We start from the raw sequence: 22,700 nt of genomic DNA on the forward strand, positions 1-22,700 counted from the left end.
GCTCCCCCGCCCTCCTCACCCCCCCCGGGCCCGGGGGGTTTCACCCCGGGGGGGGCCCCCGGCCCGCCCCCCCGGGGGCGGGCGGGGCCGCGACCCCGCCCACCCCGTCGTGGCGACCGAGGGGGGCGGGTCGGGGGCTCAGATCAGGATGACTCGGCGCCCGCGGGTGTGGCCGGCCCGGCTGTCGACATGTGCCGCCGCGGCCTCGGCGAGGGTGTACGACTTCTCGATCGGGATGTGCAGCCTTCCCCGGGCGATGAGGTCGGCGGCCTCGACGAGCGCGTCGGGCACGCTTCCGGCCGTGCCGGAGAAGCGCACTCCGAGGTCCGGCGCGCCGAGGTCGGCGATGGAGACCACCTTGCGCGGATCCCCGGTCAGCTCGACGAGTTCGCGGATCACTCCCGAGCCGGCCAGATCGAGCGCCGCGTCGACCCGGCCGAGCCCGCGCACCCGCTCCACCCAGCCCTCGCCGTACGTCGTGGCGAGCGCGCCCAGGCCGCGCAGGTAGTCCTGGTTCGCGGCGCCGCCGGTACCGATCACCGCGATGCCACGATCGCGGGCGATCTGCAACACCGCCGACCCCACTCCCCCCGACGCACCGCTGACCAACAGCGTCTGCCCGGGTTGCACACCGACCTCGCGGATGATGCGCAGCGCGGTCTCCACGACGGACGGGTAGCCGGCCGCCTCCTCGAAGCTCAGCCCCTCGGGCATCCGGGCCCACGCCGACATGACGGCGAACTCGGCGTAGGTGTCCCACCCTTCGCCGAACACGTGGTCGCCGACCTCGACCCCCTCGACGCCTTCGCCGACCTCGTCCACCACCCCGGCGGCGTCCAGCCCCACACCGGCGGGCAGCTCGATCGGATGGGCCGACAGTTTCTGGCCTTCACGGATCCTCCAGTCGACGGGGTTCACCCCCGCCGCCCGTACCGCGATGCGTATCCGGCCGGGGCCCGCGTGGGGCTCCTCGGCGTCCAGCAGGTGCAGAACATCGGGGCCGCCGAACTCGGCGAAGCTCACTTTCTTCATGCCGTGGACCGTAGCACTAACAGTTAGTGTTTTGAAACCGTTGCAGTCTCATACCTGGTAGCATCGGCGCATGACCGAGCCAGTCGGCCGCCGCGAACGCAAGAAGGCCGCGACCCGCCGGAACATCGCCGACACCGCCCTGCGGCTCTTCCTGGAGCACGGATACGACGCGGTGGGCATCCGTGACGTGGCCGCCGAGGCCGATGTGGCCGTCACCACGCTCTTCTCGCACTTCGCCTCGAAGGAGGCCCTGGTGTTCGAGCGGGACGAGGACTTCGAACAACGCCTCGCCCGGGCGGTCACCGACCGGGAGCCGCACGAGCCGATCGTCCCCGCGTTGCGGCGCGAGATGCGGGACATGGTGCGCCATTGCGCGTCCGAGGGCGCCGCCCCGACCTGGCACATGATCGACGCGACGCCCGCGCTGCGCGAATACGAGGAGTCGATGCGACTGCGTCACGCCGAATCGCTGTCCGCGGCCATCGCCGCCGACCTCGACCTGCCCCCGGGCACCACGGCCTGCCGGACGATCGCCAGGTTCGTGACCGACGCCCATTCGCTGGCCCGTGAGGCGGCCGATCCGGACGCCGCGGTGGACGAGATCTTCCGGATGATCGAGGCGGCCTGGGAGGTCACCTTCCCGGCGGCGGCGTCTCGCTCCGCGTACAACCGATCAGCGATCGCAAGCACCACCACAGACGGCGCACCCGGGGCTTGAACAACCGTCGGACCGCCACACCACAACCGATGGTTGTACCCATAGGGTGTCCGCATGGACCTCGACGCCGTCCGGACCTTCGTCACCGCCGCCGAGGCGGGACAGTTCCAGGAGGCCGCCACCGAGCTGGCGATCACCCAGCAGGCCGTCTCCAAGCGCATCGCCGCACTGGAGCGCACCCTGGGCGTACGACTGTTCAACCGCACCCCGCGCGGCGCCGAACTCACCATCGACGGACAGGCGTTCCTGCCCCACGCCCGGGAACTGCTGCGCGTCGCCGAGCGGGCCGTCGAGTCCGTACGCATCGGCCGTCGCCCGCTGCGCGTGGACGTGCTCAGCTCACGCGGCGCGGCGTCGGGCCTGCTTCGCGGCTTCCATCGGGCACATCCCGAGGTGGAGCTCGACGTGGTGATGTTGTTCGGCATCGACACGGCCATCGCCGCCATCCGGTCCGGTGCGATCGACGCGTCCTTCCGCGCCGTCACCATGCCGGGCCGGCCGCTCCCCGACGACATCGAGTCCGCCCGGGTGCTCGACGAGCCGCTGCAACTCCTCACCGGCCCCGCACACGTGCTGGCCGGCGCCCGCTCGGTGCCCCTGGCCGGGCTCGCCGGGCATCGGATCTGGATGCCCGGCATCGTCCCCGGCACCGAGTGGGCGGCCTATTACGACGACCTCGTCGCCGAGTTCGGGCTCACCATCGAGGCGACCGGCCCCAACTTCGGCGCCGACGCGCTCCTGGACACCGTCGCGGACACCCCCGCCCTGGCCACCTTCATGGGCGGAGACACCCGCCTGGTCTGGCCCACCGACCACGGCCTGCGCCGCATCCCGGTGACCGACCCGATGCCCGTCTACCCCCACTCGCTCCTGTGGCAACGCGGCAACCCCCACCCCGCGCTGACGACCCTGCGCACCCACCTCGCCGACACGGCCACCGCACCCGACGCGCCCGGAACGTGGACCCCCGACTGGGCGCGCCCGCACTGAACCCGCCGACCGGCGCACACGGCCTCAAACACGTTGCCCGGGCCCGAGTTCGACGATGCGGTCCGCATCGGGGCGGCGGGCGACGACCGGCTGATCGAAGTCGAGCCAGTCGAGCGTGACGCCCGCATCCGCCCCCTCCCCCGCGGTCATCCGGGCCGGGAGCGCGGTCCCCTCGGCGGGGATGTACAGGAGCACGTCGCCCAAAGTGTCGTCGTGCCCTCCCAGCACGATCATCCGCCGGCCGTCCACCTCGGCGTCGCGCAGCCGCTCACCGTCGCGGACGGCCTCGGCGAGCTCACGCATGTCGGCGAGGTCCTTGATCCGGTCCGGTTCGGTGACGAGCGGGCTGTCCGAGGGCAGCCGTACGTACTTGTCCGTCAGCCGCTCGGCCAGTTCCGGCTTCATCCGGCTCCAGGTCCCGGCGTCCCCCTTGAGGTACACCTCGGAGCCGGTCCCGACCAGCTCGAACGCCCCTACGCCGACTTCCTCGACGGTCGCGGTGAACGCCTTCGAACCGAGGTCGATCCGCATGTCCATACGCACCGTGCGCGCCTTCACCCGGATCACACTCCGCAGATGCACGGTCCGCACCCGCATCGCGGCGAGCGAAACGCGCGTATACAACACCCGATCGCTCAGCGTCGAGTTGTCGCCGGCGACTTCGCTCGCCGTCTCGTCCTGCGAACTCCCCGATGGATCCGGGGTTTCCGCACATCCCGCGACCAACATCAATACGATCCCGGCAGCCCCCACCGCGTTCCGCGTCGACTTCGTTCGCACACGCTTGAACAACTGACTCCCCATCACCCGCGGCCCCACCGGCGCCGACCGCCGTACATCATCGCGGGATCCGAACTCGGACTCCCCGCCGGGGTCCAACGGCCGCGTCGGCGGCCCGGCGTCCGGCCCGCCGCCTCGATCGGCCTGCCGCGCACACGAGTTGGTGTCGGCGCCGGCACCCGCCGTCGTGGTCACGGTTACCGAATGTTCACACCACGTAGGGTCCCGGCGACCCCCCGAGGTCCGGCACGCTGGTCGCGATCCGTGCCCGGGTCCGGGCCGGACGCCACCACGTCACTCGGGAGGCCACGCCTTGTCCACCTCGACCGTGCTCCGCCGCGCCGCAACGACCGGCTGTGTCGCCGTACTCGCCCTCGCCACGACCTCGACCCTGACCACTCCCGCACAGGCCGCGTTGCCGACACCCGTCTCCGCCGCGACCGCCCGCTCGTATCTGGCCGGCATGTCCGCCACCGCCGAGACCCACGGCGACAGCTACGACCGCAACCTGTTCCCGACCTGGATCACCATCTCCGGGACCTGCGACACCCGCGAGTGGATACTCAAGCGCGACGGCGCGGGCGTGAGCACGAACTCGGCCTGTACCGCCACGTCCGGCACCTGGACCAGCGCCTACGACAACGTCGTCACGACCGACCCGTCGACGTTCGACATAGACCACGTGATACCGCTGGCCGAAGCCTGGGCCTCCGGCGCCTGGGCCTGGACCACCACGCGTCGCCGCACGTTCGCCAACGACGTGAACGACCCGCAGCTCATCGCCGTCTCCGCCTCGTCCAACCGCTCGAAGGGCGACCGGGACCCCGCCGAATGGCTGCCCCAGGCCTCCTACCGCTGCACGTATGCCCGGGCCTGGGTCCAGGTCAAGCACGACTACGCGCTCACCGTCGACAGCAGCGAGAAGAGCGCCCTCACGTCCATCCTCAACGCCTGCTGATCACGCGCCGCGAACCGGGCGCCCCGGCCGCCCGTTCACCCGTTTCCCACGCTGCGGATGCGGATTTCCTCGACAGAAGCGATCATATAGACCCGGTCGAGGAGAAAGCGGCACATATTCATGATTGTTGCGGAAAACCTCACCAAGAGGTACGGCGCGAAGACGGCCGTCGACGACGTGGGCTTCGAGGTCCACCCCGGACGGGTCACCGGGTTCCTCGGACCCAACGGCGCCGGGAAGTCCACCACGATGCGGATGATCCTGGGCCTGGACCGACCCAGCGCCGGTCGGGTGACGGTGGACGGTCGGGCCTACCGCGACCTGAGCGCGCCGATGGTGGAGGTCGGCGCGCTCCTCGACGCCAAGGCGCTGCACGGCGGCCGGACCGCCCGGGACCACTTGGTCGTGCTGGCCAAGTCCAACGGCATCCCGCTCACCCGCGTGGACGAGGTCCTGGACACCGTCGGCCTCACCTCGGTCGCCAGGAAGCGCTCGGGCGGTTTCTCGCTGGGCATGGGCCAGCGGCTGGGGATCGCCGGCGCGCTGCTCGGCGATCCTCGGGTGCTGCTGTTCGACGAGCCCGTGAACGGGCTCGACCCCGAGGGGATCCTGTGGATCCGCAACCTGATGAAGCGCCTCGCCGGCGAGGGCCGCACGGTCTTCGTCTCCTCGCATCTGATGAGCGAAATGGCGCTGACCGCCGACCACCTCCTGGTCATCGGGCGCGGGCGGATCCTCGCCGACACGGGCGTCGCCCAGTTCATCGCGGAGAACTCGGTCAGCCACGTGAAGGTGCGCTCGCCGCAGGCGGATCGGCTCGCCGAACTCGCCGCGGCGGCGGGTTGGCAGGTGAACCGGGACCCGGCGGGGGCGCTGTTGGTCCAGGACGTGACCACCGATCAGGTGGGTGATCTCGCCGGGCACAACGGGGTGTTCCTGCACGAACTGGCGAAGGTCGAGGCCTCGCTCGAAGAGGCGTTCATGCGGCTCACCGCCGACAGCGTCGAATACCACACCGGCGGTACACCCCCGAAGGTCGCCGCCGAGGCGGTCCCGGGATGGGGTCCGCCGACCGTCGCCGACCGGATCGGATGAGGCCACGATGACGACGACCGCACCCGCCGCACCGACCGCCCTCGCACCCGGCGCGCGACTGACCTTCGGCCGGATCCTGGACTCCGAATGGGCCAAGATCAAGACCGTACGCTCGACCGTGTGGACCCTGCTCGCCCTGTTCGTGGTGAGCGCGCTGATCAGCTGGGGCATCGCCAGCCTGGCCGCGAGCGATGTGGCCAAGCACGTGGCCGAGGGCAAGAAGAACGACGCACCGGATCTGCTCACCGTGGGCGTCGCGTTCGGCCAGATCGCCGCGCTGGTGCTCGGCGTGATGTCGATGACGGCCGAATACTCGACCGGCATGATCCGTACCAGCCTGACCGCGGTCCCGTGGCGCGCCTCGATGCTCACCGCCAAGGCCGTGGTCCTGGCCCTGGTCCTGTTCGTGGTGGGCGCGGTCACCGGGTTCTGCTGCTACTTCCTGGCCAACCTGATGCTCGACGCCAAGGACGTCGGCGTCGCCCTCGGCGATCCCGGCGTGGTCCGGGCGCTGATCGGCACGGGCCTGTACCTGGCCGTCCTCGGCCTGTTCGGCATGGCCCTGGGCGTACTGCTGCGGCACACCGCCGGCGCCATCACCCTGGGCATCGCGCTGATCTTCGTGGTCGGGGGCGTGGTCGGCCTGATCCCCGGCAAGACCGGCGACTGGATCGCCAAGCTGATGCCCGCCAACGCCGGCAGCCAGGTCATGTCGGTCGAGGCCGCGGACAAGATGCTCCAACCCTGGCCGGGCTTCGCGGTCTTCGCGGCCGAAACCCTGATCCTCCTGCTCCTCGGCGCCGTCCTCCTCGAAAAACGCGACGCCTGACCCCACCGCACCGACGCCGGCCCCGGCCCCGGCCCCGGCCCCGGCCCGAATCAGACGTCCTCGTCCTCGTCCTCCTCGTCGTCCTCCTCGTCGATGTCCTCGTAGACGTCCACGAGCCGGCTGCGGAGGTCGTCCGCGCGGGGGCTCTCGTCGGCCCACCACGGGGTGGGGCGGGGTTCGCCCGCGGGGTCCATGAGCAGTGAGCCGTCGATCGCGGTCATCCAGGGGTATGCCTCGGCCGTGGCGACCGGCTCGTCCCATTCGTCGGGGTCGAAGTCCATTTCCTCGATGCCGCGGATCCTGGGGACGGGGACCGGCAGTTGGTGGTGCTTCACCATCCACGTGTTGCGGAAGAAGTCGAACCGCAGGTGGAAGCAGTCGTCCGTCTCGGTGTAGAGGATCGGCGGCACGAGGAAGTGGGCGGCGTCGACCGTGGCCGCCACATCGAGGTAATTCGCCTCCGTGCCGCCCGCGTTCCAGCAGGCCGCGAAGTTCACCGGGGTCAGCGAATCCTTGCCGAGCACATGGATCCGATTGTCCCGGACCACGAACTTCTCCGGATCCAGAACCACGTCCTGTCCGAGCATCAGGATCGGCGCGGGCATGATGTGCGCCTTGGCGAAGTCCTGTGCCGCCTCATGGAGTTCGACGATCTCGTCGAGGCGCGTGGCATCGAAGTCCATGGCGTCGTGGAACGGGCAGCAGGCGCCGTTCGACTCCTCCGATTCGGGGAAGAACAGGGACTTGTCGAAGGGCGCGACGGCGTCCTCGGGCCGCGCGTCCGCGAACTCGCCCTTGGTCACGCCCCGTTGCTCCGCGAGGAAAGCGGGGATCCAGTCCGCGTCCTCGGCCTCGATCACGGCCGACTCGCACGTGTCGCGAAACGCCGTGTCGCCGAGCTTGCAGTTGAAGTAGTCCAGCAGGGTGATCGCGGCACACGCGGCGAGCGACAACCCCTCGCGCCGCCCGAACCAGAAGTCGTAGCCGTTCGCGACGAAGTCCACCCCGCGGAACCGCTTGTGGACGAACGGTTCGCGCCGTGCTTCGTCGGCGGTCGGCACGTTCCAGTGCGCGGCGGCAACGCGGTTGTAGTAGGCGTCGGCGTAGCGGGCCAACTCCGGGGCGAACACGCTTTCGCCGGTGAGGTAGCACGCCTTGCCGAACAACGCGCCGATCTCGGGATCGTGCGCGATGTCGGATTCGGCCCGGTGGTACACGAGTTCGGTGCGCAGGAACACCTTGCGGCCGTCCCGATAGGGCGCGCCCTCGTGTTCGTACCGCTGGTCGAAGACGACGCAGTCGAAGGCCGCGATGTCGGTGAGCGCGACACCCCCGGTCAGGTCGAGCGCGGGCTCGCCCGAGCCGCCGGTGAGGTAGAGCAGCACCGTGTACCGGGAGACGTGCCCGCGTGCGGCGTCGTAGTAGGGCGTGTCCCGATGCCGGTGGAAATTGGCGTCGCCGGGCTCGAAGCGGTTGCACCGGAATACCGGGTTGGCGTGCGAGAAGCCGTGCAGCATCGGCTCGGGCAGCGCCCGGGACACCGCCTCGGTGAGCGCGTCGGCCAGGAGCGCCGAGTGGAAGATGAAACGTTCGCCGCCACGGGAGCCGCCGTTGAGCGGTGGGACGTAGAGGTTCGACGCGTCCAGGCCCTCGAGGCGGACCCGGGCGGCGTCCGGCAACCGCAGCCGTGCCGAGTAGGCGTCCCGCGCGAGTCGCACCGGTTCGTCGAGGGTGAACTCCAGTGGGACACCCTCGAAGAGGCGGTCCAGGGGCACGATGTTCTCGAAGGTTCGGAACGACAGTTCACGCGGGTCCACGAACACCGCGGCCAGGTGCGGGACTTCCGTGCTCGGCCGGGCGAAGCGCTCTCGTACCTCCGCGTCGATGTGCTCCGCGTCGACGAAGCGCACCGCCTTGAAGCGCGCCGTCGGATGCCAGGACACCGCCAGGCCGTCGACGACGGCGGCAGCTCCGGTGTCGATCGTGTCGACCTCGGCGCGGAAGCGGGCCACCTCGTCCTGGTCGGCGGAGCCCGTCGAGCCGGTCGAGCCGGCCGACAACACGAAGAAGCGGTCGCGGAGTTCGATGAGGTCGATGGTGGTCACACGCTCCTCCAAAAGCTGCGCAGTGCGCTCGAAAACCCGGTGGCGGACGCCAGAATCCGCACGCCGGCGTCGGTGACGTCCTGGCGGTGTGCGAGCAGTCGCCGCAGCGAACCGGCGAACGGCGCCTCGGCCAGGGCCTGCGCGCCGTCGGCGCCGATGCGGTTGTAGCGCAGGTCGAGGTCCTGAAGCCGCTCGAAACGGGCCAGTTCGCGTACACCATCGCCGGTGATTCGGTTGCGCTGCAGGTGCAGTCGCCGGACATGGGCGAAGTTCGGGGAAGCGGCCAGGGCCGCCATGCCGTCGTCGCCGATCTCGCAGTAGCGCAGGTCCAGCGTGTCGATGTGCCCGGTGGAGGTCGCCGCGGCGAGGCATCGGGCGCCGGGGTCCGCGAAGCGGAAGTACGACAGGTCCAGTTCGCGGATTCCCCCGAAGTCGAGATCCGCGAGGGCGTCCGCCTCGTGGGGCGGCGGCGGGAGCGGCATGTCGTGCTCGTCGAAGTCGGGTTCGTCGTCGAAGTATCGGGCGTCCGCCTCCTCGGCGGCGCTGCCCGGCCGAATCCGCAGGCCGGTCACGAAGCCGCCCGCCAGGGCCTCGGCGATCCGCGCGGGGGCTTCCGGCTCCCAGGCGACGACCACCTTCGTGGCGAAGCCGTGCAGCCGCGCCACGGCCTGTACGCCCTCCGGCAGTTCGGCGTCCCAGTGCTCCCGGTGCTCCTGCGTCAGGAGTTCGATCTCGGCCCGCAACGCCCGCCGCCGGTCGTCCCGGACCTCGCACGCGAGACGCAGATCCAACTCGATCAGCCGGCCGCGGGCATCACCCCGCTCCCGCAGCAGCTCACCGTAGGCCCTCCAGGTGCCGAGATCTCCCGGATCCGCACGCAGTATTCGCTCCAGCGACGCAACTCCCATGCCGGGCCACAGTAGGGGCTGCCTCCGACACACCGGCCGGCACGGTCCGGCACCCCCGCCACGACCGGCGGCTACCGCGCCGTGCCCATCGGCCGCTTCGAATCCCGGTAGGGGCAGGCCAGTTGGTGCAGGATCTCCTGGGCGAGCAGGTCCTCGCGGCCCTTCAACGCGTCCGCCGAGCGCCGGTCGTGCGGGAACACCAGTTCCGCCGCGACGTTGTCCTGCACGATCCGGGCCAGGTTGTCGAGGGCGACGAGGACCGGGTCGGTGGGCGGCTGGGCGGTCGCGACGTCGATCAGGTGCGAGTCGACCGTCGCGGGGTCCATGAACCGTTTGACGATGATCGAGTTCTGGTTCAGGGCGGACGTGGTCCAGATCGACAGGACGACGACGTACAGGCCGGGCCAACCGCCGGGGCCGACCTCGTCCCGCCACCGGTTCATCAGCTCGGTCACGCCGTCGATCTGCGCCCGGGCCGCGTACTCGATGTTGATGGCGATGGCCTCGCCCAGGCCGCCGGTGAAGTCCTCGAACGACCGCATGTCGAACGCGGCCCGACCGGTTGCTTTGGCGATGAACTCCAATGCCGCGTCGAGGATTTGCCCGCCGGCCGCGGCGAGCCGGCCGGGCAGACGCGCGTCGTCGAGCTGCCGTCGGGCGTCGGCCAGGGTGGCGCCGAAGGCCCGAAGCGGACCGATCCACTCGTTCGTACCGGGGCCCTTGAACGCCACCATGTCCACGTCGTGCCGGTCCAGTCGCGCGATACCGGGCGGGTTCGGGATTCGCCGCCTCAGGTATGGCGCGAGGATCGAGAAGATGCCCAACGGCACGTGGGCGATCGACTTGGCCGATTCGAAGATGTCGGAGATGGGCCACAGCGACTCCCGTCGGCCCTCGTGCACGAGGGTGAACAGACCGCCTCGGGAGTCGTTCTCCACGACGACGACCGGCCCGAGGTGCGGGATCAGCTCGGCCCGCAGGGTGTCGTAGTGGCGCTGCGTGTCGCCGTCGATCGCGACGATCGTATTGCGGGCCCGCAGTTCGGCGCCGGCCGGATCCGACCCCCGATCGCCCGCGCCCGGGGCCGCGGCGCCGATCCCGCCGAGGAACGTCGAGGCGCCGACGGCCGTCACGGATCCGAGGAAGTCCCTACGCGCGGTCATGCCGCACACGCCGCCTCTCCGCCGCTGCGTCCGGGCCCGGCACCGTTGTCGACCTCCAGCGTGAGGGCGCGCGACGGCGCGATGCCATCCCTCGTTCGACTGAAAGCGCGGGGCCGTCTCCGCGCCGGGCCACGGCGCGGGCCGGGAGTGGGCGGGGCGATGATCTCGGAGGCGCGATGATCGTCGTGGGAGTCGGGTCGGGCGAGCGAAGGGGGCGGGGCGTGGGCGAGAACGACGGCGCCGGGATCGAGTCGGCGCGGGATGCCGCGAACGACGAGCTGGTGCTCGCGTTCGGGCGGTTGCAGGGGGCGGCGGGGCGGCTGGAGTACCTGCTCGGCGGCGCGATCGAGGAGGAGTTCGGGATCAGTCACCTGATGTACGAGGTGCTGCTGATCGTGGGCCGGGCGGATGGCGCCGGCATGTCGATGCGCGCGATCGCGCAGGAGCGGGTTCTGACCACGGGCGGGATGACCCGCCTGGTCGACCGCATGGAGGCGGCCGGCCTGGTGACGCGCACCGACGACCCCACGGACCGTCGCGGCAAGCTGGTACGGCTCACCGCGCACGGCCGGGACGTCGTGGTGGGGGCCAGTCGACTCCACGTGCGGAACATCCGTCGCCACTTCCTGGCACCGCTGCCGGAGGAGGCTCGGGAACAGTTCATGGAGTGCCTGCGCATCCTGTCCCACTCGGCCCGCGACGCGCTGCCGCGCCTGCGCTAGCGGGCCGTCGGCGCTCGCCGGGTCGCCCGATGGAATACACGCCGGGAATACCTGACGGAGCAGATACTGTTTGAGCAGATACATCGCCTCGGGCAGCGGTCGCGCCCGGTGCGGTGCGGTGCGTGCACCCCAGCCATTCCCTCCCGAAAAGGTCCCTTCCCGTGAAACTCGTCTACGCCTTCGACGCATACTGCGGCTGGTCCTACGGCTTCGCCCCCACCCTCACCGAGGTCACCGCGCGCCGGCCCGAACTGCCCGTCGAGGTGGTGTCCGGGGGGCTGTTCACCGGGCCGCGCGCCGTGCCGATCCGCGAGTTCGGCTACGTGCAGGGGGCGAACGCCCGGATCAGCGAGCTGACCGGGGTCGTGTTCGGGCCGGCGTACGAGCGGCTGATCGCGGACGGGTCGTTCGTGATGGACTCCGCGGCGGCCGCGCGCGGCATGGCGGTGCTTCGGCGGGCTGCGCCGGATCGGGCCGCGGCACTGGCCGGTGATGTGCAGGCCGCGTTCTACCGCGACGGGCTGAGCCTGTCGGAGCCCGGTACGTTCCTCCGCGTCGCCGCCGCGGCCGGCCTCGACACGACGGAGATCGCCGCCGCGCTCGACGCGCCGGACGCCCGTCACGCGGCCGAGGCCGACTTCCGGCGGGCGGCCGACATGGGCGTGACGGCGTACCCGACCCTCCTGGCCCAGGACGGCGAGCGCATCGCGGTCCTGGCCGTCGGCCGCGCCGATCCCGACACGATCGACACCGCGCTGGAACGATTCGGCGCGGGCCGCTCCGAGCCCACCACCGCGGAGTCCGCGAGGCCATGACGCCCTGACACCCCGCTCGACCGGGCCCCTCGACACCGGATTGGTTATGCGCATAATATTATGCGCATAACCAATCTGCCGTCAGGCACAGTCACCGCCCCGTCGAGGAGAGCCATGACCACCGACATCGACCAGAGCGCGAGCGCGATACCCACCGGCGACTACGAACCGAGCGCGTCGCCCTGGGTCCGCGAGCACGTCGAGCAGATCATGCGCACCGGGACCACCGAGGGCGTCACGATCAAGGGCCTGCCCACCGTGCTGCTCACCTATCGGGGCGCCAAGTCCGGCAAGATCCGCAAGACACCGGTGATGCGCGTCGAGCACGAGGGGCGTTACGCGGCCGTCGCGTCCAAGGGCGGCGAGCCGACCAACCCGCAGTGGTACGCCTCCCTCGTCGCAGAACCCGTCGTCGGCCTCCAGGACGGCACGGCCGCCGGCGGGTATCGGGCGCGCGAGGTGTTCGGCGACGAGAAGGCCGTGTGGTGGCGCCGAGCCGTGGCGGCGTACCCGGACTTCGCCGACTACCAACTCCGGACCGACCGCCTGATCCCGGTCTTCGTCCTCGAACCCGTCGACGCGAACACACCGGCGCGGCACGACGTCGAGCACTGAGTCGACCCTCGCGCCCGGCGAAGGCGGCCTCCACCCGAGGGCGCCGCTTTCGCCGGCGCCCCACCGCCGTCGTCTCGACGAAACCCCCACCGGCGCAAGCGAATCCGCCTACCCTGATCGGGGAGGGTCGTACGCGGTGGGGCGCGGCGACCGTGGGGGGAGCGCGTCCGTATCCGCGTCCACTGGGCGCCGATCACCGGACGCGGTGAGACGGTGGGGGTATTCGGCATGTCCTTCGGTGTGTCCTCGAACCAGGCGTCGGGCGTGCGCGCGCTCGGCCGGACGGTGTGTGCGGCGACCGTGGCGGGATCGCTGGTCGCCTGTGGGGTGGTGGTCAAGCAGGGTCTTCCGGCGCTGACCGTCGAGGTGGCCCGGCTGATGATGAGCCAGGGCGGCGACATCACGGTCGAGCAGGCCGCCAAGCTCACGGTGACCGTACTGGGGCCGATCGCCCTCGAAGCACTGCTCGCCGCGAGCACATCCGGCACCGACCCCGGCCCGTCCGGCGGCATCGTCCCCGTGGCGCGTCGGATCGCCCCCGCCGCGCCGCAACCGGTCGACAACGACTGGACGATCGTGGTGCGCCGCAAGGTCGGCGGCACCGTGCGCAACACCGGATACCGAGTCGCCTACGCGGGCAAGGTGTACGTGCTCACCAACGGCCGCACCGCGCAGTCGTTCGAGCCCAGCCGGAAGCTGATCACGATCGACGCCACCTCGGACACCGCGACCGCCGTCGCCGTCGTGGACAGCCTGGAGCAACCGGTGCGCAGCTCGGGCAAGTTCCGGCTCCTGGTGGCGGGCAAGTACACCGACTACGACTTCGACTCCGACAAACGCTCGGCCTCACACGCCGGCACCGACCTGCACGCCGGCCTCGGCGGCCCCTCGGCCGCACACGGCGCGCGGTACGCGAAGTTCTCCGGCGACAAGACACCGTCCCTACAGGACTGCATCACGGAACCACCGGACGCCTGGGGCGGCGACTTCAACAAGCTCAACCCCTACGGCCACTACTGCCTGCAAACCACCGACGGCCACTTCGGCACCATGGCACTCGGCAGCACGAGCGAATACTCCTACACCATGTGGCAAACAGCAGCCACCACGAAGTGACATACGACCACCCCGAACCCCGCCGTGACGCGGGTCGTCGACGCGGCACCCACGTCCAGCCTGTCCTGCCGGGCCGTCGTGGTCGATGGGATCAGGTGCGGCCCGCGTCGTGCTGGGCTTGGCGCAGTGTCCGTGAGGGGGGCATCCAGTCGGCGCGGATCACCCGGAAGCCCGCGGCTCGGTAGGCGTCGCAGACCAGGGCGTCGTCGTCGACGACCATCGCAACGGTCCGGCCACGTGCGAGATTTCGCAGCAGTGCGGGTTTGGCGACCCGGGCCGGGCGGCGGTCCCGCTCGGCACGCATCAGCAGACGACCGGCGGGCAGCCCGTGGCGATCCAACCAGTCGACCGTGTCGCGCCTGCAGCGCTCCGGGCGGCCGGTCAGGTACACCACCTCGTGCGTCTCCGCGCTGGTCCGTGCGAGGTCGACACCCTCGGCGAGCGGCGCGTCGCGCGTCGCGGCCGCGAAGAACGCGTCCCAGTCCCGGGGAGGCGTCTCGACGAAGTGCAACCGGTGCCGGGTATCGGCCACCGTGCCGTCCAGGTCGAACACCGCCAGCGGACGGGATATCACAAACGCCTCCACGACGATCCGGACTCGGTCGCGCAGTCTATGCCGACCCCGCGAGCGGTGGAGCAGCCAGGCCAGGGCGAGTCGGCCGGGCCGTACACCGCCCTCGGCCGCCCGGGCGGCCGAGGGCCCGGCGGGTGCCGGTCACATGCCCGTGGTGCCGTCGAGGCGTTCGCGGAGGAGGTCGGCGTGACCGTTGTGGCGGGCGTATTCGGCGATCATGTCGACCAGGATTCTGCGTAGCGAGATCGGCTCCCCCGTACGCTTGCGCGTTCCCGTTTGCTCCAACGAGGGCGCGGCGGCGGTGATTCGGCGGGAGTGTTCGCACTCGGCCCGCCAGACGGCGAAGGCTTCGTCGGTGTCCCCGTCCAGGCTGTCGAAGTCCTGGTCGGGATCCTCGTCGGAGTAGTGGAGCAGCGGGAGTTCCTCGCCGGCGAACTGGATGCGGAACCACCAGCGCTCGACACCGGCCAGGTGCCGCACCAGGCCGTGCAGGGACATCGTGGACGGCGGCACCGCCCGCTCGGACAGCTGATCCGAGGACAGCCCGGCGCACTTGAGCTCGAACGTGTCCCGGTGCCAGTCCAGCACCGCGCTCAGCGTTTCCCGCTCACCTCCCACCGAGGGCGGAGCGGGTCGATCGTCCCCGTCCCATCGGGGTGCGTAGTGCCGGGGCGGGGGCGTGCCGTCCATGGTCCACCTTCCGATCGGGGTCCGACCGAGTATGAGCGGCCCCACCGACATCCCACCCGAGCGACATCCGGCCCCACCGACATCCGGTGACAGGTGCGCGAAACGCGTGCTACGGTCACTCTCGTCGAACTGAGTCAGTCAACTAACTAACAAGCGGGAGACGACAATGATCGTGATCACGGGTGCGACCGGCAACATCGGCCGGGCGCTTGTGGGGCAGTTGGCGGCAGCGGGCGAGGACGTCGTGGCCGTGTCGCGGCGCCCGCGACTCACGGACCTTCCGGACGGCGTACGACACGCCCGCGCCGACGTCGGGGACTCGGTGAGCATGCGGCCGGTCCTCGACGGCGCCGACGCGTTGTTCGTCCTTGTGGCGGGTGAACTCAACGCCCACGGGGAAAGCCCGGACCACCTGGTCGGCGCCGCCGCGGACGCCGGCGTCGGTCGTATCGTCCTGGTCTCGTCCCAACTCAACGCCACCCGCCCCCAGGCCGCTTCGCATGCCCGGTTGCGGGCGTTCGAGGCGGCGGTGCGCACGTCGGGGACGGACTTCACGGTCCTGCGCCCGGGCGCCTTCGCCTCCAACACCTTCGCGTGGGCCGAGTCGATCCGCGGCAAGCGCACGGTCTTCGCCCCGTTCGGCGACTCGGCGCTGCCCGTCGTCGACCCGGCGGACATCGCCGACATGGCCGCGGTCGTACTGCGCGAGGACGGCCACGCCGGCCGTACCTACGAGTTGACCGGGCCCGAGGCGATCAGCCCGCGTCGGCAGGCCGAGGTCATCTCGGCGGCACTGGGCGAACCGGTCGCGTTCGTGGAACTGTCCCGCGAGGAAGCGCACGCGCACATGGCGCGGTTCATGCCGGAGGAGGCGATCGGCGGCACCCTGGACGCCCTCGGCCTCCCACTGCCGGCCGAGGTGGAGGTCGGCCCGGATGTGGCGAAGGTCCTGGGTCGTCCGGCCCGACCGTTCGGCGAGTGGGTGGCGCGCAACCTGCCGGCGTTCCGGTAGCGGCCCTCCCGGGCGCGCGAACCGCGGCGCGCCCGGGAGGGGGTTCGGCCGACGAACGCGTTCCGACGTCTCACCGGGCGCACCGGCTACACCCAACTCCCCTATGCCAGCGACCACTTCGCGCCGGCCGAACGACCGGACGGCCGCCCGATCCGTCATGGCATCGCGTCGCCTCACCAAACGACCCACACCTTCGGTGACACGCACCCGACCACGCCACCGCCGCATCGGCCCACCTCGGCGGGACAGCGATGCCGCCAGGTCGTCACCGACGCCGGTTGCGACCGGCCCGGGCATCCGGCTCCGCCGGCCCACTTTCCCCGTGGCCGAAAGAAATCCGTTTGTCCGCGCTCACACTCGCCCCCCGCAGATATCCGGAACCGCCGACGGATCTCCCGGCAACCTCACACCCAAGATCGACGAACAGCCGCTTACATCTTTTGTGTGAAAAGTGTGTGAGCAGTGTGTGAGGCTTTTTGATCTGTGATCTACATCACATTGACGCACCTTTCGTATCAAGGCTTCACTTTCGAGGCGAAGAGAATCGAAAGGCGGATTCTCTAGCGGTGGATATCGCTCCACCGGCCCGGGTCGTATAGGAGACCCGGCCGGTCCACAGTCACCTGGAGGTTGTCGTGGTGAAGATCGTCAACTCTTTCTCCAAGAGGTTCAGGGTCGAGAAGAGCCTCAAATCCGCCACCTGGTTCATCTGGTACAGCTGATCGTTTCGACCGACTCCGCCTGAGATTCGGCCGAGTCGGATCGCCGCCCGGGCTCGCGCCCGGTGGAGCCGCGTCCCGGCTCCACCGGGCGGGAGACTCTACGCCCCGTGGAGAGCACCGATGAATCGTTCCGACACGGTCGGAAGTGCCCGGGTCACCCTCTTCGCACCGAGGATCGAGGAGCTCCTGCGCGAGCGTCGCGGTGCGGGGTTTTTCCGCATCGACGGCGACACCGTCGGAGTCGCCGATCCGGAATTGATCAACAAACTCCTGGAGAGCAGGTCGGCCCACGAATTCGAGCGGCCGACTTTCAAGCCGCTCCAGGGAAGATCGATAGAGCGAGTGGAGGCCAACGACGTCCTGCGGGCCGTCTCGCACGACGTGCGCGCCGCATTGGGCGGACCGGCTCCCGATTCCGTCGATCTTTCCGGAATCTGGCCGCGTACGGGTCACGCCTATCTTCGCGATCTTCTTTTCGGGCCCGACCCGTTGCGGTTCCGCATGCTCACCGATCGCCGCCTCGAAAAGGCGCCGGTACTCACCCGCGCCATGGTCCGCACGAGTGCCGTCCTGCCGGGAAAGCCCGCTCTCGACCCGCCGGTGTCCCGCCTCGCGGCGGTCACCGCCACGGCCGCCGCCGAGCACGGCGACCGGCGCTACGCCATGGGCCTGTATCGCCGGGTCGCCGCGCCGGTGTGCCTGGGGGTCGCGGCACTGGTCGCCAACGCACTCTGGCTCGGCTCGCCGTTCCATCCCGACGCGAGCAACCGGCACATCGTGCTGGAGTCGCTGCGGTTGTTGCCGCCGTCGTGGAACATCCTGCGGGTGGCGTCCCCCGAGTTCTCCGCCGTGGACTCCCGAATCGGTCCGCACGACGACGTGCTGCTGCTGCCGCTGCTGACCCATCGCGATCCCGAACTGTGGCCCGAACCCGACGTGTTCAGCCCCGAGCGCTGGCACGAGATGGACGAGGACGACCAGCCGGGCTACCTTCCCTTCGGCCACGCGAGCGATCGTTGCCGAGGCCGGCACCTGATCGTCCCGCTCGCCGAACACCTCCTCGAACGCCTGCGCGCCGACGACCTCGCGGTGAACCCCCGACAGACCACCGCCAGGGTGCCGCTCGCCGGCCTGCTCGGGGTCACGCGGGTACAGGTGTCCCGAACTCGCCTACTCTGAGCTTGAGTTCAGCGCGGCACACCTCCACGCTCGGGGTCCCGAAACCCCGTCCGGCCGTCAGCCCTCGTGCGCCACGATCCTGCCGCCTCGGTAGAGATACCGAGTCCCGTCCAGCGTGAAGAACTTGATCGTCTGCCACTCGCGCGTGTCGGACACCCGGTGGACGTACAGGTCACGGCCGGCCGGCAGGAGGCGGAACTCCGACGGCGTCCGCCCCTCGAACGTCCGGCGCACGTACAGCGCGCCGTCGCGTTCGAGGACGTCCTCGACGATGCCGGTGGCCGGGTAGCGGCCCAGATATCCGCCGGCGTCGCGGGGTGGGGTACTGCCGTCGGGGGTGTGCTGCGGGCGTGGTGCGACGTGGGCGAGGTCGGTGAAGATCTCTCGGAACAGGTCCACGTGCAGCGCGGCGTTGTCGCCGCCGTTGGTGAGCAGGACCACGGCGATCCGGGCGTCGGGCAGGATGCGCAGGAAGGACGCCTGGGCGTGGGTGGTGCCGTCGTGGCCGTAGGCGGCCCGGCCGTTCCAGTCCCAGCGGGCCCAGCCCAGTCCGCGGGTTTCGCCGCCGTCGGCGGTGTCGGGGGTGTTGGTCTGGAACGAGCGCATCGCCTCGGCGGAACGGGTCGACAGGATGCGCGTGCCGTCGGACGCGCGGCCGTCGTCCAGGTGGAGGCGGGCGAATGTGAGCACGTCCTCGACGGACGAGCAGACGATGCCGGCGGGGCCCGAGGAGCGCGGTATCCAGGCGGGGTTCACGTGCGGGGGCCGATCCCGTTCCCAGGTGTGTCCGGCGGCGGCGCGGTGGGCGAGCACGTCCTCGGGCAGGGTGTGTGTGCGGGCCAGCCCCAGCGGTTTCACAAGGCGATCGTGGAGTGCGGCGTCCCAGGTCGTACCGGTGACGCGCTCGATGAGTCGGCCCGTGAGCATCAGGCCGGCGTTGCAGTACGAGTAGGCGCGACCGAGCGGGTGCACGCCGCGAACCTCCTTGAGCAGCGCGGCATATCGCTCCAGGCAGTCGTCGCCGCGACCGGTGTCGGCGAGCACGTCGCCGTCGATCCCGCTGGTGTGCGTCAGCAGGTGACGCAGGGTCAGGCGGGCCGTACGGTCCGGGTCCGACAGGCGCAGTTCGGGCATCACGCGTGTCACCGGTGTATCGAGGTCGAGCAGGCCCTCGTCGACCAGGCGCATCGCCACGGTCGCGGTCCAGACCTTGGTGACGGAGCCGATCTGCCAGACGGTGTCCGGTGTGGCCTCGACCCGGTCGTCGACGTTGGCCGTGCCGGTGGCGAGCTTCGTGACACGGTCGCCGGACAGGATGCCCAGCGCGGCGCCGGGCACCTGGTGGCGGGCGGCCAGTGCGTCGAGCCTGGCCTGCCAGTGCCGCGCGGCCGGGCCGGCGGCGGACGGGTCGGCGGGCGCGGGTGGTTGCCCGGCGGCGGACGCGGACGGGGCGAGAACGGAACCGGCCGCGGTGGCGCCGGCCGCGACGCCCAACGACCCACGCAGCACGGCACGCCGCGTGGGCGACACGGACTCGCGGTCGGCGGCTCCGCCGGAGGAGGGGATGTCACGATGGTCGATCACGGTGCGAGGCTACGAAGCCGACCCGGGTACGCACGTCCCCCGACGGTACGGGGACCCGAGTACTGCCCCCGCACACTCGACCGCCACGCGCGTCGTACCCCCGTACCCGCTTTTGCGCGCCGGCCATCGCGGGTCCGTCCGTTCCACAGGCGCGGAGGATTGCGCGTGGCACGAAATACTCCTCCGTGCCAGTGCGGTTCGTGCCCTGTCACACCTCCCGCCCACAGCGCAGACTGGCCACGGCCCATGATCCGCCCGCGCGGCTCCCTCCCTTCCCCGTGGGTGAGTTCGCAGCCGCGCGGGCCCGGCCCACCCCGGACGGCCCCCGCGTCGTGCCGCCGCCGAGCGCCCGCGATCATGTACCGCAGCCACGATCGGCGGGGTCGGGGCGGGAGCGGATCGGAATCATCGATGGCGCGTGTGGGTTCGGCTGCGTCGGGACGCCTGGCGGCGGCCGCGGCGGCGGGGATGGTCCTGGTGACGGGATGTTCGGCGGCTGCGGACCTGGCCGACACGGCCTCGGCCGATCTGTCGACGCTGAGCGCCGAGGCGGTGTCGAAGCGGGTCGCCAGCGCCGTGGACCGTGTGCATTCGGTCCGCGTCACCGTGGAGTTGCGGCGCGACGGCGCGACCCAACGCACCGATCTCCGGTTGGACATACGGACCGGCAACTACTCGGCGATCGGCAAGACGTCGAGTTACACGATCGAGACGGTGCGGATCGGTGAGGACGTCTACGTCAAGGCTTCGCGCGCCTACTGGCAGTCGCGGCTCGGCCGGGACAAGGCCGCTCTCCTGAACTCGCTCGACGGCAAGTACGGCCACGTGGCCGCCGACGATCCGGCCCGGTCCACCATGAAGAACCTCAGCCGAAGGGCGGACCCGCACACCGTCCTCCCCACCCTGGCGAAGGCCGATCGCCGCCCCGACTCCACCGTCGACGGCCGGCGCGTGGTCGTGTTCGCCGTGCCCGGCGAGAAGAACCCCGACCTCCTGTACATCCCGGCCGAGGGCCCGGCCCTGCCCGTCAAGGTGGCCGACTCCCCGTCCAAGGGTGGCTCCGATACGGCGACCATGACCTGGTCCGAGTACGACCGGCCCGTGGACATCCAGGCCCCGGCGGCCGACCGAATCGTCGAACTCCCCAGCCTCGGCACCGCCCCACCCGGCGCCGGCCTGCTCTGAGCCACCCCTCACTCCCCTCGGCCGGTGCCGACGGCGCGCGCCCCGGCGACCGTGACTGGACGTTTCGTCCGGTCCGGACGTACAGTCCGGACATGGGTGCGGTGGCGAAGGAAGACGACGCGGATCCCCGGGTGCGGACGTGGGAGCCGGTGGGGCGGGCCGTCGCGTTGTTGCTCGGGCCCTACGCGGAGGTCGTGTTGCACGATCCCGGGACCGACCGGGTCCTGGCGGTGTGGAACCCGTTCACCTCGCGCGGGCCGGGCGACCCCTCGGCCCTGGGCGAGTTGGCCGCGTTGGATCCGGCGGCGCGCGACGTGTACGGGCCGTACGAGAAGGTGCTCGCGGACGGCCGCCGGCTGTCGTCGGTCAGCGCGGTGTTGCGCGACGCGCACGGGCGGCCGGCGGCGGTGTTGTGCGTCAACCTCGACCGCACGCCACTGGAGCGGGCCGCCGCCGTCCTGTCCGCGTTCGGCGCGCCGACCGTGCGGCGCCCCGAGCCGCTGTTCGAACAGGACCTGTCGGCGCGCGTCGCCGAGGTGGTCGGCGGCCATGTCCGCGCCACCGGGCGCCCCGCCGAGCGCATGACCCGCCCGGACCGGTTGACCGTCGTCGCCCGCCTGGACGAGGCCGGCGTGTTCGCGGTGCGCCGCGTCGTTCCGGTCGTCGCCGAGGCCCTGCGGGTGTCCCGGTCCACCGTGTACGACCTGTTGGCCGATGTACGAGCGACGAGCGAGAGAAGCTGACGACCATGACCCGGCTGCCCGATTTCCGGCTGGAAACGTATTTCTCCCGCTGGGAGTTCACCGCCCGCCACCACCTGACGGCGTCCGACGCGCAGACCATGACGCTGAGCGAACTGCTCGAACTGGCGGACGACACCGACCGGGACGCCTTCGAGCACCTGTCCCTGGGCTACACCGAGACGTTCGGCGACCCGGGCCTGCGGGCGGCGATCGCCGGCACCTACGACCACATCGAGCCGGACGACGTCATCTGCTTCGCGGGTGCCGAGGAGGCCCTGTACGTGGCGATGAACGTCCTGCTCGACGCCGACGACCACGCCATCGTGGTGACCCCGAACTACCAGTCCGCCGAGACCGTTCCGCTGGCCCTGTGCGAGGTCACCGGCGTGGCGCTCGACCCGGCGCGGGACTGGGCCCTGGACCTGGACGCGGTGGTCGCCGCGATCCGCCCGAACACCCGGGTCGTCTCGGTGAACTTCCCGCACAACCCCACCGGCAAGGTGGTCGACCGCGCCGAATTCGCCGCCCTGGTCCGGCTGTGCGACGAGCGTGGCATCCATCTGTTCAGCGACGAGGTGTATCGCGGCCTCGAACGCGATCCGGCCCGCACCCTGCCGCAGGCCGCCGACCTGTCGCCGCGCGCCCTGTCGCTGAACGTGACCTCGAAGTCCCTCGGCCTGCCCGGCCTGCGCATCGGCTGGATCGCCTGCCGCGACCGGGCCCTGCGCTCGCGCCTGGAGCGGGCCAAGCACTACACCACGATCTGCAACTCCGCGCCGAGCGAGGTGCTGGCCAGGATCGCCCTGAAGGCCCGCGAGACGATCCTGGCCCGCAACCGCGCCCTGATCACCGCCAACCTGACGGCGTTCGACGCGTTCTTCGCCGAGTACCCCGACGACTTCGAGTGGCGGGCCCCCGACGGGGGGTGTGTCGCCTACCCCCGCTATCTCGGCGCCGACGGGGTCGAGGTGTTCTGTACCCGCCTGGTGGAGGAGGCGGGCGTGCTCCTGCTGCCCGCGAGCATCTACCGCTCCGACCTCACCCCGACCCCCACCGACCGTTTCCGGATCGGCGTCGGCCGCGACCACGCCGAAGCGGCCCTGTCCGCCCTGTCCACCTGGCTGCGCACCGGCCGCTGACGACGACGCCGAGCTTCCGGCGGAGC

Annotated in this window: 23 protein-coding genes; 15 read left to right on the plus strand and 8 right to left on the minus strand. The window is 71.0% G+C overall.

Annotated features, from left to right (window positions below):
- Positions 1 to 138 precede the first annotated feature (138 nt).
- On the minus strand, positions 139 to 1,032 hold the full coding sequence (locus tag ACFRCG_RS37650; RefSeq protein ID WP_380039978.1) for an NADP-dependent oxidoreductase: 894 nt from the start codon (positions 1,030 to 1,032) through the stop codon (positions 139 to 141).
- A gap of 70 nt (positions 1,033 to 1,102) precedes the next feature.
- Between ACFRCG_RS37650 and ACFRCG_RS37655 the strand changes: the two genes are divergently transcribed.
- Complete coding sequence (locus tag ACFRCG_RS37655) at positions 1,103 to 1,750, plus strand: TetR/AcrR family transcriptional regulator (RefSeq protein ID WP_380039980.1); 648 nt, start codon at positions 1,103 to 1,105, stop codon at positions 1,748 to 1,750.
- A gap of 54 nt (positions 1,751 to 1,804) precedes the next feature.
- Positions 1,805 to 2,740 (plus strand): LysR family transcriptional regulator, encoded by a 936-nt coding sequence (locus ACFRCG_RS37660; RefSeq protein WP_380039982.1) that lies wholly within the window; start codon positions 1,805 to 1,807, stop codon positions 2,738 to 2,740.
- Between the two features lie 24 nt (positions 2,741 to 2,764).
- Here the strand turns inward: ACFRCG_RS37660 and ACFRCG_RS37665 are convergent, their stop codons facing one another.
- Positions 2,765 to 3,469: a hypothetical protein gene (locus ACFRCG_RS37665; protein ID WP_380039984.1), complete on the minus strand. Its 705-nt coding sequence runs from the start codon at positions 3,467 to 3,469 to the stop codon at positions 2,765 to 2,767.
- Between the two features lie 364 nt (positions 3,470 to 3,833).
- Between ACFRCG_RS37665 and ACFRCG_RS37670 the strand changes: the two genes are divergently transcribed.
- The 3 genes from ACFRCG_RS37670 (at position 3,834) to ACFRCG_RS37680 (ending at position 6,402) form a co-directional block, all read left to right on the plus strand.
- Positions 3,834 to 4,478: an HNH endonuclease family protein gene (locus tag ACFRCG_RS37670; RefSeq protein WP_380039986.1), complete on the plus strand. Its 645-nt coding sequence runs from the start codon at positions 3,834 to 3,836 to the stop codon at positions 4,476 to 4,478.
- A 120-nt stretch (positions 4,479 to 4,598) separates the two neighbouring features.
- Positions 4,599 to 5,573, plus strand: coding sequence for an ATP-binding cassette domain-containing protein (locus ACFRCG_RS37675; protein ID WP_380039988.1), 975 nt, complete (start codon positions 4,599 to 4,601; stop codon positions 5,571 to 5,573).
- 7 nt (positions 5,574 to 5,580) lie between these two features.
- Entirely contained in the window at positions 5,581 to 6,402 is an 822-nt protein-coding gene (locus tag ACFRCG_RS37680; RefSeq protein WP_380039990.1) for an ABC transporter permease subunit, read from the plus strand.
- A gap of 50 nt (positions 6,403 to 6,452) precedes the next feature.
- On the opposite strand, the gene ACFRCG_RS37685 is transcribed toward ACFRCG_RS37680, so the two are convergent.
- From ACFRCG_RS37685 to ACFRCG_RS37695, 3 genes are all read right to left on the minus strand, one after another.
- Entirely contained in the window at positions 6,453 to 8,507 is a 2,055-nt protein-coding gene (locus ACFRCG_RS37685) for a hypothetical protein (RefSeq protein WP_380039992.1), read from the minus strand.
- Positions 8,504 to 9,415, minus strand: coding sequence for a hypothetical protein (locus ACFRCG_RS37690; RefSeq protein WP_380039994.1), 912 nt, complete (start codon positions 9,413 to 9,415; stop codon positions 8,504 to 8,506). Before ACFRCG_RS37690 ends, ACFRCG_RS37685 begins: the two co-directional genes overlap by 4 nt.
- Positions 9,416 to 9,486: 71 nt before the next feature.
- Positions 9,487 to 10,578 (minus strand): hypothetical protein, encoded by a 1,092-nt coding sequence (locus ACFRCG_RS37695; RefSeq protein ID WP_380039996.1) that lies wholly within the window; start codon positions 10,576 to 10,578, stop codon positions 9,487 to 9,489.
- Positions 10,579 to 10,799: 221 nt separating this feature from the next.
- Between ACFRCG_RS37695 and ACFRCG_RS37700 the strand changes: the two genes are divergently transcribed.
- From ACFRCG_RS37700 to ACFRCG_RS37715, 4 genes are all read left to right on the plus strand, one after another.
- Positions 10,800 to 11,300 carry a MarR family winged helix-turn-helix transcriptional regulator gene (locus tag ACFRCG_RS37700; protein WP_380039998.1) on the plus strand — a complete coding sequence of 167 codons (501 nt, stop codon included), beginning with the start codon at positions 10,800 to 10,802 and terminating at the stop codon, positions 11,298 to 11,300.
- A gap of 161 nt (positions 11,301 to 11,461) precedes the next feature.
- Positions 11,462 to 12,115 (plus strand): DsbA family protein, encoded by a 654-nt coding sequence (locus ACFRCG_RS37705; RefSeq protein WP_380040000.1) that lies wholly within the window; start codon positions 11,462 to 11,464, stop codon positions 12,113 to 12,115.
- Between the two features lie 114 nt (positions 12,116 to 12,229).
- Complete coding sequence (locus ACFRCG_RS37710) at positions 12,230 to 12,730, plus strand: nitroreductase family deazaflavin-dependent oxidoreductase (protein ID WP_380040002.1); 501 nt, start codon at positions 12,230 to 12,232, stop codon at positions 12,728 to 12,730.
- 228 nt (positions 12,731 to 12,958) lie between these two features.
- On the plus strand, positions 12,959 to 13,846 hold the full coding sequence (locus ACFRCG_RS37715) for a hypothetical protein (RefSeq protein ID WP_380040004.1): 888 nt from the start codon (positions 12,959 to 12,961) through the stop codon (positions 13,844 to 13,846).
- A gap of 91 nt (positions 13,847 to 13,937) precedes the next feature.
- On the opposite strand, the gene ACFRCG_RS37720 is transcribed toward ACFRCG_RS37715, so the two are convergent.
- The gene (locus ACFRCG_RS37720) at positions 13,938 to 14,420 is read right to left on the minus strand and encodes a hypothetical protein (protein WP_380040006.1); all 483 of its coding nucleotides are present in this window, start codon (positions 14,418 to 14,420) and stop codon (positions 13,938 to 13,940) included.
- 141 nt (positions 14,421 to 14,561) lie between these two features.
- Complete coding sequence (locus tag ACFRCG_RS37725; RefSeq protein ID WP_380040008.1) at positions 14,562 to 15,110, minus strand: DinB family protein; 549 nt, start codon at positions 15,108 to 15,110, stop codon at positions 14,562 to 14,564.
- Positions 15,111 to 15,276: 166 nt separating this feature from the next.
- Here ACFRCG_RS37725 and ACFRCG_RS37730 point away from each other — a divergent pair, with 166 nt between their 5' ends.
- From ACFRCG_RS37730 to ACFRCG_RS37740, 3 genes are all read left to right on the plus strand, one after another.
- Positions 15,277 to 16,122, plus strand: a complete 846-nt coding sequence (locus tag ACFRCG_RS37730) for an NAD(P)H-binding protein (protein ID WP_380040010.1) — start codon at positions 15,277 to 15,279, stop codon at positions 16,120 to 16,122.
- Positions 16,123 to 16,760: 638 nt separating this feature from the next.
- Positions 16,761 to 16,844, plus strand: coding sequence for a tryptorubin family RiPP precursor (locus ACFRCG_RS37735; protein WP_380002660.1), 84 nt, complete (start codon positions 16,761 to 16,763; stop codon positions 16,842 to 16,844).
- A gap of 120 nt (positions 16,845 to 16,964) precedes the next feature.
- Positions 16,965 to 18,023 carry a cytochrome P450 gene (locus tag ACFRCG_RS37740; RefSeq protein ID WP_380040012.1) on the plus strand — a complete coding sequence of 353 codons (1,059 nt, stop codon included), beginning with the start codon at positions 16,965 to 16,967 and terminating at the stop codon, positions 18,021 to 18,023.
- A 57-nt stretch (positions 18,024 to 18,080) separates the two neighbouring features.
- On the opposite strand, the gene ACFRCG_RS37745 is transcribed toward ACFRCG_RS37740, so the two are convergent.
- A complete protein-coding gene (locus ACFRCG_RS37745; RefSeq protein ID WP_380040014.1) occupies positions 18,081 to 19,607 on the minus strand; it encodes a serine hydrolase domain-containing protein in 1,527 nt (508 codons plus the stop codon).
- Between the two features lie 411 nt (positions 19,608 to 20,018).
- On the opposite strand from ACFRCG_RS37745, the gene ACFRCG_RS37750 reads away from it, so the two are divergent.
- The 3 genes from ACFRCG_RS37750 to ACFRCG_RS37760 all read left to right on the plus strand — a co-directional run bounded on the left by ACFRCG_RS37750 (position 20,019) and on the right by ACFRCG_RS37760 (position 22,674).
- A complete protein-coding gene (locus tag ACFRCG_RS37750) occupies positions 20,019 to 20,792 on the plus strand; it encodes a hypothetical protein (RefSeq protein ID WP_380040016.1) in 774 nt (257 codons plus the stop codon).
- A gap of 92 nt (positions 20,793 to 20,884) precedes the next feature.
- On the plus strand, positions 20,885 to 21,535 hold the full coding sequence (locus ACFRCG_RS37755; protein ID WP_380040018.1) for a transcriptional regulator: 651 nt from the start codon (positions 20,885 to 20,887) through the stop codon (positions 21,533 to 21,535).
- A 5-nt stretch (positions 21,536 to 21,540) separates the two neighbouring features.
- Positions 21,541 to 22,674 carry an aminotransferase class I/II-fold pyridoxal phosphate-dependent enzyme gene (locus tag ACFRCG_RS37760; RefSeq protein ID WP_380040020.1) on the plus strand — a complete coding sequence of 378 codons (1,134 nt, stop codon included), beginning with the start codon at positions 21,541 to 21,543 and terminating at the stop codon, positions 22,672 to 22,674.
- Positions 22,675 to 22,700 lie beyond the last annotated feature (26 nt).

The sequence above is a fragment of the Embleya sp. NPDC056575 genome (assembly GCF_042793325.1).
In the GTDB taxonomy this organism is placed as follows: domain Bacteria; phylum Actinomycetota; class Actinomycetes; order Streptomycetales; family Streptomycetaceae; genus Embleya.

Excerpts from the sequence above, each read along its gene's own strand:
- ACFRCG_RS37650 (WP_380039978.1), bottom strand. The coding sequence starts at position 1,032 with ATGAAGAAAGTGAGCTTCGCCGAGTTCGGCGGCCCCGATGTTCTGCAC.
- ACFRCG_RS37655 (WP_380039980.1), top strand. The coding sequence starts at position 1,103 with ATGACCGAGCCAGTCGGCCGCCGCGAACGCAAGAAGGCCGCGACCCGC.
- ACFRCG_RS37660 (WP_380039982.1), top strand. The coding sequence starts at position 1,805 with ATGGACCTCGACGCCGTCCGGACCTTCGTCACCGCCGCCGAGGCGGGA.
- ACFRCG_RS37665 (WP_380039984.1), bottom strand. The coding sequence starts at position 3,469 with ATGTTGGTCGCGGGATGTGCGGAAACCCCGGATCCATCGGGGAGTTCG.
- ACFRCG_RS37675 (WP_380039988.1), top strand. The coding sequence starts at position 4,599 with ATGATTGTTGCGGAAAACCTCACCAAGAGGTACGGCGCGAAGACGGCC.
- ACFRCG_RS37680 (WP_380039990.1), top strand. The coding sequence starts at position 5,581 with ATGACGACGACCGCACCCGCCGCACCGACCGCCCTCGCACCCGGCGCG.
- ACFRCG_RS37690 (WP_380039994.1), bottom strand. The coding sequence starts at position 9,415 with ATGGGAGTTGCGTCGCTGGAGCGAATACTGCGTGCGGATCCGGGAGAT.
- ACFRCG_RS37695 (WP_380039996.1), bottom strand. The coding sequence starts at position 10,578 with ATGACCGCGCGTAGGGACTTCCTCGGATCCGTGACGGCCGTCGGCGCC.
- ACFRCG_RS37710 (WP_380040002.1), top strand. The coding sequence starts at position 12,230 with ATGACCACCGACATCGACCAGAGCGCGAGCGCGATACCCACCGGCGAC.
- ACFRCG_RS37715 (WP_380040004.1), top strand. The coding sequence starts at position 12,959 with ATGTCCTTCGGTGTGTCCTCGAACCAGGCGTCGGGCGTGCGCGCGCTC.
- ACFRCG_RS37725 (WP_380040008.1), bottom strand. The coding sequence starts at position 15,110 with ATGGACGGCACGCCCCCGCCCCGGCACTACGCACCCCGATGGGACGGG.
- ACFRCG_RS37730 (WP_380040010.1), top strand. The coding sequence starts at position 15,277 with ATGATCGTGATCACGGGTGCGACCGGCAACATCGGCCGGGCGCTTGTG.
- ACFRCG_RS37740 (WP_380040012.1), top strand. The coding sequence starts at position 16,965 with ATGAATCGTTCCGACACGGTCGGAAGTGCCCGGGTCACCCTCTTCGCA.
- ACFRCG_RS37750 (WP_380040016.1), top strand. The coding sequence starts at position 20,019 with ATGGCGCGTGTGGGTTCGGCTGCGTCGGGACGCCTGGCGGCGGCCGCG.
- ACFRCG_RS37755 (WP_380040018.1), top strand. The coding sequence starts at position 20,885 with ATGGGTGCGGTGGCGAAGGAAGACGACGCGGATCCCCGGGTGCGGACG.
- ACFRCG_RS37760 (WP_380040020.1), top strand. The coding sequence starts at position 21,541 with ATGACCCGGCTGCCCGATTTCCGGCTGGAAACGTATTTCTCCCGCTGG.